Origin of the sequence: Hymenobacter coccineus, assembly GCF_001816125.1 — a bacterium.
GTDB classification, from domain to species: domain Bacteria; phylum Bacteroidota; class Bacteroidia; order Cytophagales; family Hymenobacteraceae; genus Hymenobacter; species Hymenobacter coccineus.
Genome location: NZ_MDZA01000050.1, coordinates 1 through 12,266, shown reverse-complemented (window position 1 = coordinate 12,266; position 12,266 = coordinate 1). Strand labels below are relative to the sequence as shown.

General features: G+C 64.7%; 11 protein-coding genes and 1 pseudogene. 5 read left to right on the top strand and 7 right to left on the bottom strand.

Features of this window, described 5'->3' with window-relative positions:
- Window positions 1–210 precede the first annotated feature (210 nt).
- Window positions 211–450, top strand: a complete 240-nt coding sequence (locus BEN49_RS26240) for a hypothetical protein (RefSeq protein WP_070741174.1) — start codon at window positions 211–213, stop codon at window positions 448–450.
- A 192-nt stretch (window positions 451–642) separates the two neighbouring features.
- Window positions 643–1,281, top strand: a complete 639-nt coding sequence (locus BEN49_RS04160; RefSeq protein ID WP_070741173.1) for a CatB-related O-acetyltransferase — start codon at window positions 643–645, stop codon at window positions 1,279–1,281.
- A gap of 28 nt (window positions 1,282–1,309) precedes the next feature.
- Here BEN49_RS04160 and BEN49_RS25305 read toward each other — a convergent pair whose 3' ends face one another.
- The 4 genes and pseudogenes from BEN49_RS25305 to BEN49_RS04145 form a co-directional block, all read right to left on the bottom strand.
- Window positions 1,310–2,320: a phospholipase D-like domain-containing protein gene (locus BEN49_RS25305; RefSeq protein WP_239691810.1), complete on the bottom strand. Its 1,011-nt coding sequence runs from the start codon at window positions 2,318–2,320 to the stop codon at window positions 1,310–1,312.
- Window positions 2,317–3,395: pseudogene (locus BEN49_RS25295) on the bottom strand (polyphosphate kinase). Before BEN49_RS25295 ends, BEN49_RS25305 begins: the two are co-directional and overlap by 4 nt.
- Before the next feature lie 142 nt (window positions 3,396–3,537).
- Window positions 3,538–4,032: a SixA phosphatase family protein gene (locus tag BEN49_RS04150; protein WP_070741170.1), complete on the bottom strand. Its 495-nt coding sequence runs from the start codon at window positions 4,030–4,032 to the stop codon at window positions 3,538–3,540.
- Window positions 4,033–4,055: 23 nt separating this feature from the next.
- Entirely contained in the window at window positions 4,056–5,375 is a 1,320-nt protein-coding gene (locus BEN49_RS04145) for a leucine-rich repeat-containing protein kinase family protein (RefSeq protein ID WP_070741166.1), read from the bottom strand.
- Between the two features lie 313 nt (window positions 5,376–5,688).
- Between BEN49_RS04145 and BEN49_RS04140 the strand changes: the two genes are divergently transcribed.
- Entirely contained in the window at window positions 5,689–6,618 is a 930-nt protein-coding gene (locus BEN49_RS04140) for a phytanoyl-CoA dioxygenase family protein (protein WP_070741163.1), read from the top strand.
- A gap of 89 nt (window positions 6,619–6,707) precedes the next feature.
- Here the strand turns inward: BEN49_RS04140 and lepB are convergent, their stop codons facing one another.
- Complete coding sequence (gene lepB, locus BEN49_RS04135; RefSeq protein ID WP_070741159.1) at window positions 6,708–7,925, bottom strand: signal peptidase I; 1,218 nt, start codon at window positions 7,923–7,925, stop codon at window positions 6,708–6,710.
- A 211-nt stretch (window positions 7,926–8,136) separates the two neighbouring features.
- Between lepB and BEN49_RS26560 the strand changes: the two genes are divergently transcribed.
- Window positions 8,137–8,520 (top strand): hypothetical protein, encoded by a 384-nt coding sequence (locus BEN49_RS26560; RefSeq protein ID WP_125916494.1) that lies wholly within the window; start codon window positions 8,137–8,139, stop codon window positions 8,518–8,520.
- A 162-nt stretch (window positions 8,521–8,682) separates the two neighbouring features.
- On the opposite strand, the gene BEN49_RS04130 is transcribed toward BEN49_RS26560, so the two are convergent.
- A complete protein-coding gene (locus tag BEN49_RS04130) occupies window positions 8,683–8,934 on the bottom strand; it encodes a hypothetical protein (protein WP_070741155.1) in 252 nt (83 codons plus the stop codon).
- Window positions 8,935–9,207: 273 nt separating this feature from the next.
- Here BEN49_RS04130 and BEN49_RS04125 point away from each other — a divergent pair, with 273 nt between their 5' ends.
- Window positions 9,208–10,785, top strand: coding sequence for a M28 family metallopeptidase (locus BEN49_RS04125; protein ID WP_158022745.1), 1,578 nt, complete (start codon window positions 9,208–9,210; stop codon window positions 10,783–10,785).
- A gap of 96 nt (window positions 10,786–10,881) precedes the next feature.
- Here the strand turns inward: BEN49_RS04125 and hflX are convergent, their stop codons facing one another.
- A complete protein-coding gene (gene hflX, locus BEN49_RS04120; protein WP_083325754.1) occupies window positions 10,882–12,204 on the bottom strand; it encodes a GTPase HflX in 1,323 nt (440 codons plus the stop codon).
- Between the last annotated feature and the right edge of the window lie 62 nt (window positions 12,205–12,266).

The following is a 12,266-nucleotide window of genomic DNA, read 5'->3' as shown; positions in this document are numbered from 1 at the left end:
CCGGCGCCGTACTACCGCCCCGCCGGCTACTACCGCGCCCCGGCCCCGTCCGCTACGCCCCGGCCCCCCGCTACGGCTACGTGCCCGCGCCGCCAGTGTACCCGCAGCCGCAGCCCCGCCGCCCCGCGGCCGTCGCCATCCGCATCCACCTGTAGCCTACCCCACATTTCCCCTTTCCATCTTTCCCATCCCTCAACCACCCCAACAACCATGAAAACTGCCCTGCTTTCGTTCGTTACTGCCCTTGGCCTGTTCGCCGCCACCGCTGCCACCGCCGCTCCTTTCGACCACGACCGTGACCCCCGCCGCTTCTCGCCCACGGAGCGCGCCCGCTATGAACGCGAGCAGCGCCAGCTGGAGCGCCGCCGCGCCCAGGAACGCGCCCGCTGGGAAGCCCAGCACCGCCACGACCGCCACGATGACCGGCACGACGATTACCGCCGCCACTAGCCGCGGGGGCCCACCGCCCGCCGCTGCCGCCGCCCCGCGCTTCGCCCGAAGCGCGGGGCGGTTTGTGCTTGGGGCCCCGGTGTGGTGGAGCGAGGGCTTGCGAGGGGCGCCGGGGCCCTGCGCGACAAAGGCCGTGGCCGGGCTTGTGGGCCGGTACCTTTGGGGCCCCCGGGCTTTTCTACTCTTGCTGCTATGGCCGTTGTTGCGCCTTCTACCGTGTTTCCGCTGGCCGGCTACGAGCGGCTGTGCTTCCTGAAAAACGTGGTGGACCACCCCCAGATAACGGTGGGCGACTACACGTACTATGATGACTTTGAAGATGTTAATAATTTTCAAAAGCACGTGCGCTACCTGTTCGATTTCACGGGCGACCGGCTGGTTATCGGGAAGTTCTGCATGCTTGCTTCCGGCGTGGAGTTCGTCATGAACGGGGCCAACCACCTGGCCAGCGCCGTCAGCGCGTACCCTTTCGCGGTGTTTGGCGGCGATTGGGCCGAGGCCATGGACGGCAAAACCTACCCCACCAAAGGCGACACCACGGTGGGCAACGACGTGTGGATTGGCTACCGGGCCACCATCCTGCCCGGGGTAACCATCGGCGACGGCGCCATCATCGGGGCCCACGCCGTGGTGACGCGCGACGTGGCCCCCTACACCATCGTGGGCGGCAACCCGGCGCAGCTCATCCGGCCGCGGTTCGACGCCGCCACCACCGCCCGGCTGCTGGCCGTGGCCTGGTGGCACTGGCCCATCGAGGAAATTACCCGCCACGCCCCCCTGCTCACCGGCGACGTGGCTCACTTCCTGGCACAAGCGGAGCGCGCGCGTTAGCCCCGCTTGTGCCCCAATTGCGCGTGCTTTACTTGCGCCGCTTTAGCTTTTTCAGCCACTGGTAGGTGGCCTCCTGGGCGCGCACGCGCGGGGCCCCGACGGGCTCGGGGGCGATGAAGTCGTTGTCGAAGTCGCGGGCTTTCACGTTGTCGGTTCGCTGGAAATCCAGCAGTTGGCGCACCTCGGCGCGCAGGGTTTCGTCGAAGAGCGGGAAGGCCACCTCCACCCGGCGGTCCAGGTTGCGGGTCATCCAGTCGGCCGACGACACGAACACCTTTTCCTCGCCGCCGTTGCCGAACACGTACACCCGGCTGTGCTCCAGGTTGCGGTCCACGAGGCCGCGCTGGCTGATGGTTTCGCTCAGCCCGGCCTCGCCCGGCAGCAGGCAGCCAATACCGCGGATGATGAGCTCGACGCGCACGCCGGCCTTGCTGGCGGCGTAGAGCTTGGCAATCATGTCAGGGTCTTGCAGGGCATTAATCTTGAGGATGATAGACGCCGGCTGGCCTTTGTGGGCCAGCTTGATTTCGTGGTCAATGAGCTCGTTCAGGCGCGGGCGCAGCGTGAAGGGCGCCATCAGCAAGTGCTCGAGCGGCGCGGCGGGGGCCGTCCGGTCGTGGCAGTAGTTGAACACGGCAGCCACCTCGCGGGTCAGCCGCTCGTCGGCCGTGAACAGGCCGTGGTCAGTGTAAATCTCGGCCGTGTCCTCGTTGAAGTTGCCCGTGCTGAGGTAGGCGTACTGGCGGGTAGTTTCGGCCGCCTCGCGCCGCGTGATGAGTAGCAGCTTGGCGTGCACCTTCTGCTCGGGGGGCGTGAAGATGACGTGGGCCCCCGCCTTTTGCAGCTTCTCGGCCCAGTAAATGTTCGATTCCTCGTCGAAGCGGGCCTTGAGTTCCACCACTACCGTCACCTGCTTGCCGTTCTTCACGGCCTTCAGCAGGGCCTTGGCCACGGCGCTCTTGGTCGCCACGCGGTAGAGCGTGATGGCCACGGCCGACACCTGCGGGTCGGCGGCTGCCTCGCGCAGCAGGCGCGTCACGTGGTCGAAGCTCTGGTAGGGCGGGTGAAGCAGGTGGTCGCGTGGCCGATGGCGGCCAGCAGGCTGCCCGTGCGCGGCAGCGTGGGGTGGGGCAGGGGCGGCCAGGCGGGGTTCAGCAGCTTGGCCTGCCCGAAGCTGGGGAAGCCAAAAAAGTCGCGGAAGTTGTGGTAGCGGCTGCCGGCCACCAGCTCCTCGTCGTCAATGCCAGTTTTCTGCTTGAGGGCCCTAAGTACCTCGCGCGGCATCTCGGGGTCGTACAGCATCCGGGCCGGGTAGCCGGTGGCGCGCTTGGCCAGGCTGCTGCGGATTTTGGCCAGCAAGTCGTCCGATACCTCTTCCTCAATGTCCAGCTCGGCGTCGCGGCTCAGCTTCACGGCGTGCACGGCCACGCTGGCGTAGGCCGGAAACAGGCTGGGGCCCCCACGCGCACCACGTCGTCGAGGAACATTACGTAGCGCTCGTCGCCCGCGGTGGGCAGCTGCACGAAGCGGCCGCCGTGGCGCTTGGTGGGCAGTTCCATGGCCAGCACGCGCTCGGCCTCGGGGCCCTTGCTTTTGCCCTTGCCCTTGCCCTTGCCGGGCGCGGCGCGGGGCCCACTCAGGAAAAAAGTGAGGTACACCGCCTGGTCCTTCAAAAACAGGTGGTGCAGCGTGTCGTCGAGCACCACCGGCGAGAGCAGGTCGCGCACCGAGGCGTTGAAGTATTCGAGCACCCAGGCCCGCTGTTCGTCAGTTAGTTCGGCCTCGCTTACCAGGTGGATGTGGGCCTGGGTGAGGGCCGGGAGCAGCTGCTCGCGGTAGGTAGCGCCGAAAGCTTCCTGCTGGCGCTGCACCTCGGCCAGCACGGCCTTCAGCTGGCGCTTGGGGCTCTCTTCGAGCTGGGCGCGGGTTTTCTTCTTGAGCTTGACCAGCCGCCGCAGCGTGGCCACGCGCACCTTGAAAAACTCGTCGAGGTTGGCGCTGAAAATGGCCAGGAACTTGAGGCGCTCGAGCAGCGGCACCGTGTCCGACTGCGCCTCTTGCAGCACGCGGGCGTTGAAGCGCAGCCAGCTCAGGTCGCGGGGAAGGGTTTTCATAATATTATAACGAAACGGTATCGGTTGAGTAACGAATAAATGGCCCCGCCCGGGGCCCGCAACAATACGCGGCGGGCCCCGGGCGGTTGATTACCATAATGTTGCCAAACGCAGGCTAGGGCCCCAGACGGGCTCCGGGGCCCTAGTCCGCGTTCTTCGGGGAGTCGTAGAAGTAGAACTCGGCGTTGGCGCGGGCCACCTCCTCCCAGCTATCGGTGCTGAAGCGCAGGCAAACGGCCGCCGCCGTGGGCAGCTCGTCGAACGAGCTGGGCGAGAGGGCGTTGGCCGCGTCGGTGATGGTGGGGTTGTGGCCCACCAGCAACGCCGACTCGGCCGCGTCGGGCAGGGCCCGGATGATGGCGAGCAGCGCGTCGGCATCGGCCCGGTAGATGGCGGGGTCGACGACGATTTTCTCGTGCGCGAAGCCCAGCTCGCGGGCCACCAGCACGGCCGTGCTCAGGGCGCGCACCGCCGAGGAGCTCACCAGCGCATCAAGCTTGATGCCGCGCTTGGCCAGGGCCTGGCCCATGCGCGGGGCGTCGTCGCGGCCCCGGTCGTTGAGGGGGCGCTCCTGGTCGGTCAGGTCGTCGAAGCTCCAGCTTGACTTGGCGTGGCGGAGGAGGTACAGCGTTTTCATGGCGCTAAGCTAGGCCGGCGGCATTAATCCAAGGTTTCCCCGGCCAGCACTTCCCGGATTTCGGCAAACAGCGGCCGCTCCGCCACCGCTGGCTGGGCGCAGCGGGCCTGCAAGTCCCGCAGCGGTTGCAGGGCCGCGGCCGGGGCCCCGCAGCGGTCCAGCAGCTCCTCCAGCAAGCAGGCAAAGGCGCGCACCTCCAGCCGCTGCAAGGCCAGGGCCGTGGGGCTGTCGGGGGCAAAAAAGCAGGCCGCCCCAAAGTCCCCCAACAGGCAGTCGCCGGCGCTGGTGTTCAGAATGTTGTGGGCGTACAAGTCGCCGTGCAGCACGCCTTGCGCGTGCAGGTGCGCCGCCGCCGAAGCCACGCCGTGGGCTAGCCGCACGGCGGCGTCCAGCGCGAAGGCGGTGCTGGGCGCGTACACGTCGCGGGTGCAGGTGGCCAGGCTGGGCGGCCCCGCCAGGTTGCCAAAGGCGGGGTCAATCAGCTCCAGCACCAGGCCCTCGGCCCCGGCGGGGTGGCCGGCCACTTGGCCGCGCACGGCGATGAGGTGGGGGTGGGCCCCGGCGCTGATGCAGGCCGCCATCTCGCTGTGCGGCAGGCCGTCGCTGGTTACGGCGCCCTTGAAAATCTTCACGGCCACGTCGGCGGCCGGGGCCCCCAGCGGGTGCCAGCGGGCCCGGTAAATGACGCCCGACGCGCCCTCGCCCAACTGCTCTTCCAGCACCAAGCTGTGCCACTCGATGGCCGCAATGGGGTGGCGGGCCAGCGCGGCGGCCTCGGCCCCGGCGCAAAACGGGTTGCCGGCGTAGGCCAGCCAGGCCAGCCGCGGCAGGCCGAGCAGCCAGGCCGGCAGCGCCTCGAAGCGGTTGGCGGCGATGCGCAGCAGCTCGAGCCGGGTGCAGGCGGCCAGCGCGTCGGGCAGGTGCGTGAGGCGGTTGCCGGCCAGCATCAGCTTTTGCAGCTGGGTGCACTGGCCCAGCTCGGGCGGTAGGCCCTCAAGCTGGTTGTCGGTGAGGATGAGCCAGCGCAGGGCCGGCGTGAGGGCCCCGGCGGGCAGCGTCCGGATCTGGTTGGCCTTAAAACCCACCATGCTCAGCTGCGGGCACTGCCCCAGCACGGCCGGCACTTCGGTAAACAGGTTATCGGAGCAAAACAGCACCCGTAGCCGGTGCAGCCGCCCGAAGTCGGCGGGCAGGGCCGCGAGGCGGTTGCCCGACAGGTTGAGAACTTCGAGGGTATCGGCCAGGTCGAAAATCTCGGGCGGAAATTCCGTCAGGCCCGCGGCCAGGTCGAGGCGGGTGGCGCCGGCCAACTGCCCGGCGCGGAGTTGGGCAAGGGTGTGCATGGCGCAAAGGTGGGGCGCAATTGGTGCGGGCGCGTAGGGCGGCTTTAATGTGGGCAATTACCTGGCAAAATGAGCTGCTGAATAGGTAATTAAGGAATTCAAAGCTATTTTTGAAAAGCAGATAAGAGCACTTAATCTAGCTTTTCTTAGAAAATTACAAGCTCTGAAATTGAGTAAAAACTACTGAAACAACTGCTGTGCGGTACCCGCGCAGCTCTCCAAAAGTCCTTCCTTCTTTAAAAATTCATTGTTTTTTCATGTGGTTAGCTTATTGCCCATCGTGGGCGGGACGAGCCATCTTTAACAATCCCTTATGAGTATAGTCTATTTTGACTCGAAGATGCCTGAGCCGCAAATACGCCAGAAACTCTACGCGGGCGACCTGTTTGTCTTCTCCCCCCGCCCGAGCATTCAGGCCCTGTGCGATTTTGGCCGCTCCCTCACCGAGGAGGCTTTTGGCGGCACGCACCCCACGCTGGCCCAGCACCACCTGGCCCCCGAAGAATACGCCCGAATCCTGAGCCAGCTGAAGCCCAAGTTCATCAACCACCCGCACGCCAAGCAGCTCATCCAGAACATCCTGGGCGAAATGGGTTTCGACCTGGATAAGAATTACTTCGATGTGCCCCGGATGCGCACCGCCACCAGCCACGGCTACCTCACCACGGGCATCGCCTACTCCTTCGACCCGCACCGCGACACGTGGTTTTCAGCCCCGATGAACCAGCTAAACTGGTGGATTCCGATGTACGACATTGAGGCCGATAACTGCCTCACCTTCTATCCCAACCACTGGGATGAGCCGGTGCGCAATGAGTCGGACGCCTACGACTGCCGCAACTGGTACGCCGAGAGCCGGCGCATCCAGGCCGAGGGCCTCAAGGACGAGCGCAAGCGCCCGTGCCCGCTCGACCCCATCGACCACACCCAGGACCTGCGCCTGGTGGGGCAGGTGGGGGGCCTCATCCTGTTCTCGGGGGCCCACTTGCACGGCACCGTGCCCAACACCACCAACGCCACCCGGTTCAGCATCGATTTCCGCACCGTGCACCTCGACGATGTGGCCTCCCGCACCGCTGCCCCCAACGTGGACACGCAGAGCACCGGCACGCTGCTGGGCGACTTCCTGCACCCCATCACCCTGGCCCCGGTATCCGACGAGCTGATTGCCCTCTACGAGCCCGGCACGCCGGTACTGACCGAAAAAATGCGCGCACGCGCCAACGCAGGAGCCCCGGCTTAATAGCTCACCGCCCGCTTACCACTAAAAAACCCCGCCGTGCCTGGTTGCGCACGGCGGGTTTTTAGTTGAAAAAAAGGGCCCCCGGGGCCCTAACTGATGCTGTGGAACAGCCGGCTCCAGCGGATTTTGTGGAGGAAATCGGCGTAAGGGTCCACGGAAAGCCAGACGAGCACGGCCTTGCCCACCACGTGGTCTTCGGGCACGAAGCCCCAGAAGCGCGAATCGAGCGAGTTGTGGCGGTTGTCGCCCATCATGAAGTAGTAGTTCTGCTTGAACGTGTAGCTGGTCAGCGGCTTACCGTTTTGCAGGATGGTGAGGTCGTTGCCGGTGGCGCTCAGAGTGATGCCTTCGTTGTGCTCGTAGCGCAGGATGAGCTTGTAGTACGCGGCCGCATTTTGGGGCGTGAGCGGCACGGTCTGGCCTTTGCGGGGTACGGCCAAGGGGCCGTAGTTATCCTGGTTCCAGTGGCGCAGGCCGGGCGTGGCGGGGGCTACTGCGGTGGCCGGGTAGTCGGGGTTGTCGGGGAAGAGCGCGGGGCCCCAGGGCGCGGGCTGGCCGGCGGGCTCCACCTCGGCCACTACGCCGCGCACGTAGGGCTGGGCCCGGAAAAACGCCGCCGTGGCGGGCGTGCAGTCCACCTCATAGCCGGGGCCGTAGCGGACGTCGTTTTGCAGCGCGGGCTTGCCTTCGTTGTCGTAAATCAACTGGTCGTCGGCGGTCAGGTGGTAGTCTACCACGCCGTGGTCGCGGAAGTCGCGCTGCACGTCGTCGTTGTTTTCGGTGGTCTGGATGAAGTACTTGTGCTCCAGCGCGCCCTGCTCGGGGGCCACCTGGCCGTTCACCAGCAGCTGGCCGTTGCGCAGCTCAAACTGGTCGCCGGCCACGGCCACGCAGCGCTTGATGTAGTTGTCGCGCAGGTCGGCCGGGTACTGCGCCTCGAACGGGACGTGGAACACCACCACGTCGTTGCGCTTGATTTCCGAGAAGCTCGGGAAGCGGTAGGTGGGCAGCTGGATGAGGCTGGAGTAGCTTTTGAGGTGAAACAGCGGGTCCGTTTGGTGCGTGAGCGGCACTTGCAGCGGCGTTTGGGGCGTGATGGGGCCGTAGTGCAACTTGCTTACCACCAAATAGTCGCCCACCAGCAGCGTGCCCTCCATGCTGGGCGAAGGGATGACATAGGCCTCGGCTGCCGACCAGCGGAAAATGCTGGCCACCACCACGGCAAACAGCAGCGAATCGGCCCACTCGCGGGCAGTGCTTTTGGGCGGGGCGGGGGCCCCGGCGGGCTTCTTTCTAAAAAATGCCATGCGATGAAGGAGTTAGGGGAAAACAGAACGCCCAAAGTATCGGAATATTTCGTCCGTTCGCTATTCAAATTAGGGCCCCAGCTCTAGTAACTGGCTAGCTGCTGGTTTAGCCTTTCCGTCAGTGTGCGAATAGTAGTGCCAGACACAACGCTATTTGCGAAGAATAAGCGAACGATTACCTGCACAATTCATTTCAACTCTATTTTTCAGCATGAAAAGGCTACTGCTTTTACTGGGCTACGTGGCGTTGCTGGCCGCATCTATACTCAGCTATTCAGTTTTAACAAAGCGTGAGCGCCTTGCCTACGTGCTGGCTATAAGTCAGCTAGCACCACTTCCGGCGAAAGCACGCACTGTGCAGGTTGACATAGAAAGTATGTTCCTTGCCCAAACCTTCTGGGTTTCTTTTAAAGCGTCCGGTCAAGATATTCAACGTTGGGTCCGACGTTCACCCGCGCTAAATAACCATGATTCAGTTACCATAATTAAGGCCACAGTTGTAGATAATATGCCGTTGGCAGGAACCCCGACTTGGTTTAAGCAAGCAGCATTACCAACGGGGTTTTATATCAGATTCCGCCAAGTCCACACGTAGATCATGGTGAGGTATGGGTTGATAAGGAAACCAGTGTGGTGTATGTCAAGATTTCTCACAAATGACCACTGGCCGCAGGCCCACAAAAAAGCCTGCCGCCCGTGGTTGAATAACCACAAGCCGCAGGCTGATAATCTGGGCTTTAAGCCCGCGGAAATGCGCTTAAAACGCGGTGTCTTTGTCCTTGATGCGCCGGTAGAGGTAAAAAACGCCGGCGGCCAGGATCACGCCGCTCAGCACCCGGTGACGCGCGGTGAAGCCCTTGGCCACGTCGGCGCCGGTTTTGTCGCCGCCGAAAATAGCCGATACCATGTCGCCCAGCGTGCTGCCCGGCTTAGAGCTGTCGTTGCCGCCGAAAATAGAAGATACGATGCCGCCCAGCGTGCCGCTCGGCTTGTTGATGTTGTCGCTCATCAGTGAAAGAGATTTTAAGGGAGTATGTGGCGTTTTACGCGGGGAGCGCGGCTGGCGTTGCCTGCCGCCGAACGGTTCGGTTCCTACATTCGCGGTGCGCCCGCGGCTGAATTATCACTTTTTCTTTTCCACGATGCACTTACTGACGATGCGCCGCTGGCTGGCGCCGGTTGCGGCCGGCCTCCTACTGGCCGGCTGCCAGGGCAAAACCACCACCGCAGATACCGCCGCCGGGGCCCCGCGGCCGAAGCCGCGCCCACCGACACGGCCAGCGTGCCCACGCCGGCCGACGGCATCACGCCCGCCCTGCTGGCCCGGCACATCGAAGTGCTGGCCTCGGATGAATATCAGGGCCGGCGGCCGTTCACGGCGGGCGAGGACAAGGCCACCGCGTACCTAGCGGCCGAGTTCAAGAAACTGGGCTTGAAGCCGGGGCCCAACGGCACCTACTTCCAGCCGGTGCCGCTGGTGGAAATTGCCGGCCGGCCCGATTCGGTGGCCACCGTGGCCGGCAACGGCAAGAGCCTGGCGCTGAAGTACCGCACCGATTTCATGTTCCTCACCGAGCGCGAAAAGCCGACGGTAGAAATCAAGGATTCGCCGCTGGTGTTTGCCGGCTACGGCGTGACGGCCCCCGAGTACAAGTGGGACGACTACGCCGGCCTCGACGTGAAGGGCAAGACCGTGGTGGTGCTCATCAACGACCCCGGCAACGCGGGCAACGACACCACCATGTTCCAGGGCAAGGCCATGACGTACTACGGCCGCTGGGGCTACAAATACGAGGAAGCGGCCCGCCACGGCGCCACCGGCCTGCTCATTATTCACGACACCAAGCCCGCCTCGTACCCCTGGACGGTGGTGCAGAGCAGCAACGGCGGCGCCAAGCTGCACCCTACCACGCCCGACCACGGCGCCAGCAAAGTGGCCCTTGAAGGCTGGATGACCCTGGACGCGGCCAAGCGCATCTTCGCCGCCGCCGGCCAAAACTATGATGCACTTTACGCCGCCGCCAACCAGCGCGGCTTCAAGGGCAAAGCGCTGGGCCTGAACCTGACGACCACGCTGCACAACAAAATCACCTACAAAACTTCGAAAAACGTGGTGGCCGTGCTGCCCGGCGCCACCCGGCCCAAGGAGTACATCCTCTACTCGGCGCACTGGGACCACCTCGGCATCGGCCCGGCCGTAAAGGGCGACTCGATTTACAACGGGGCCCTGGACAACGCCAGCGGCTGCGCCGGCCTGCTGGCCATTGCCACCGCCTTCGAGCAAGCCAAGGAAAAGCCGCAGCGCAGCATCGTGTTCCTGGCCGTGACGGGCGAGGAGCAGGGCCTGCTCGGCTCGGACTACTACGCCCAGCACCCGCTGTTCCCGGTGGCCAACACCGTGGCCGACATCAACATGGACGAGCTACTGGCCTTCGGGCCCATGCGCGACGTGACCATCACCGGCTACGGCCAGTCGGACCTCGACGATTACGCCCGCGCCGCCGCCAAGGAGCAAAGCCGCTACGTCATCCCGTACCAGCACCCCGAAACTGGCAGCTTCTACCGCTCCGACCACTTCAGCTTCGCCAAGGTGGGCATCCCGGCGCTCTACGCCAGCGGCTCGTTCGAGAGCCGCCTGCATGGCAAGGCCTTCGCCGAAAAGGAGCGTGAGGACTTCGAAGCCAACAACTACCACCAGCCCTCCGACCAGTACAACCCCGCCTGGGACCTGCGCGGCGCCGCCCAGGACGCCCGCCTCATGTTCCGCATCGGCCAGAAGCTGGCCGTTGAAACTACCTTCCCGCAGTGGAAGCCCAGCTCCGAATTCCGGGCCGTCCGGCTAAAAAGCCGGCCGCAGTAAGTAGTTGTTTCCAATAAAAAGCCCCCGGCGGCGACCAATTGCGTAGTCGGGCCGGGGGCTTTTTGGGGTCTGTGAGGCCCCAGTTAGGGCCCCGAACTATTCGGCTTCGTCGGCGGCCGCGGTTTCGTAGGGGTAGCGCTGCTGGTGCAGGGCCAGCACGCGCTGCCCCAGCAGCTGGCGCAGCTCGTCGAGATTCTCGCGGGTTTGGGCCGAAATGAACACCACCGGGTCGTGCAGCTTGGCCATGTAGGTGGCTTGCAGCTGGGCCAGGGGCGGGCGGGCGTTGGTTTCGCGCTCCTCCTCGGCGGCTTCGGCGGCGAAGTGGTCGGCCGGAATCTCGTCGGGCCGGTACTGGTCAATCTTGTTGAACACGAGCAGCAACGGCTTTTCGGCGGCCCCGATTTCCAGCAGCGTGTCGTTCACCACCTGGATTTGCTCCTCGAAGCCGGGGTGCGAAATGTCCACCACGTGCAGCAGCAAATCGGCCTCCCGAATCTCGTCGAGCGTGCTTTTGAAGCTCTCAATCAGCTTGGTGGGCAGCTTGCGGATGAACCCGACGGTGTCGGAAAGCAGGAACGGCGTGCTCTCCAGCACCACTTTGCGGGTGGTGGCGTCGACGGTGGCGAAGAGCTTGTTTTCAGCAAACACCTCGGCCTTGCCCAGCGTGTTCATCAGCGTGCTCTTGCCCACGTTGGTGTAGCCCACCAGCGCTACCCGGATGAGGCCGCCGCGGGCCTTGCGCTGGGTGTGCGCCTGCTTGTCGAGCGTTTCAAGCTTCTCCTTGAGGAAGGCAATCCGGTCGCGCACGATGCGGCGGTCGGTCTCGATTTCCGTCTCGCCGGGGCCCTTCATGCCCACGCCGCCGCGCTGCTTGTCCAAGTGGGTCCACAGGCCGGTGAGGCGGGGCAATAAGTACTGGTACTGGGCCAGCTCGACCTGCGTGCGGGCCGTGGCCGACTTGGCGCGCAGGGCAAAAATGTCCAGGATCAGCAGCGAGCGGTCGACGATTTTCACCTTCAGCTCGGCCTCCAGGTTGCGCAGCTGCGAGGGCGACAGGTCGTCGTCGAACACGGCCATGCTGGTGTTATTGTGGTTCACGTAGGCCTTGATTTCGGCCAGCTTGCCTTCGCCCACGTAAGTGCGGATGTCGGGCTTTTCGAGGCGCTGCACGAAGCGCTGGGTGGCGGTGGCGCCGGCCGTTTCTACCAGAAACGCCAGCTCGTCCAGGTACTCGGTGGTCTGGTGGTCGTTCTGGCGGCGCGGGGGCACGCTGATGAGCACGGCGGTTTCCTGCTCCACGGCCGTGGCGTGCAGGCGGCTTTTGCCGGTGCCCGCCGAGGCGTGGGCCTGGGTGGTGTCGGTGGAGTAGTGGCGGGTGCTGCCGCCGGGGTTCCAGCTATTGGATTTGGATTTGGCCATGGGGAGGGAAGAAGAGGAGCCGCGGGCGCGGGGCTGGGGGGCCCAGCCTGGCGGTGCGGCCC

What these genes read in the sequence shown, in the direction of transcription:
- BEN49_RS26240 (WP_070741174.1), top strand. Translation starts at nt 211, where the DNA reads ATGAAAACTGCCCTGCTTTCGTTCGTTACTGCCCTTGGCCTGTTCGCC.
- BEN49_RS04160 (WP_070741173.1), top strand. Translation starts at nt 643, where the DNA reads ATGGCCGTTGTTGCGCCTTCTACCGTGTTTCCGCTGGCCGGCTACGAG.
- BEN49_RS04150 (WP_070741170.1), bottom strand. Translation starts at nt 4,032, where the DNA reads ATGAAAACGCTGTACCTCCTCCGCCACGCCAAGTCAAGCTGGAGCTTC.
- BEN49_RS04145 (WP_070741166.1), bottom strand. Translation starts at nt 5,375, where the DNA reads ATGCACACCCTTGCCCAACTCCGCGCCGGGCAGTTGGCCGGCGCCACC.
- BEN49_RS04140 (WP_070741163.1), top strand. Translation starts at nt 5,689, where the DNA reads ATGAGTATAGTCTATTTTGACTCGAAGATGCCTGAGCCGCAAATACGC.
- lepB (WP_070741159.1), bottom strand. Translation starts at nt 7,925, where the DNA reads ATGGCATTTTTTAGAAAGAAGCCCGCCGGGGCCCCCGCCCCGCCCAAA.
- BEN49_RS26560 (WP_125916494.1), top strand. Translation starts at nt 8,137, where the DNA reads ATGAAAAGGCTACTGCTTTTACTGGGCTACGTGGCGTTGCTGGCCGCA.
- BEN49_RS04130 (WP_070741155.1), bottom strand. Translation starts at nt 8,934, where the DNA reads ATGAGCGACAACATCAACAAGCCGAGCGGCACGCTGGGCGGCATCGTA.
- hflX (WP_083325754.1), bottom strand. Translation starts at nt 12,204, where the DNA reads ATGGCCAAATCCAAATCCAATAGCTGGAACCCCGGCGGCAGCACCCGC.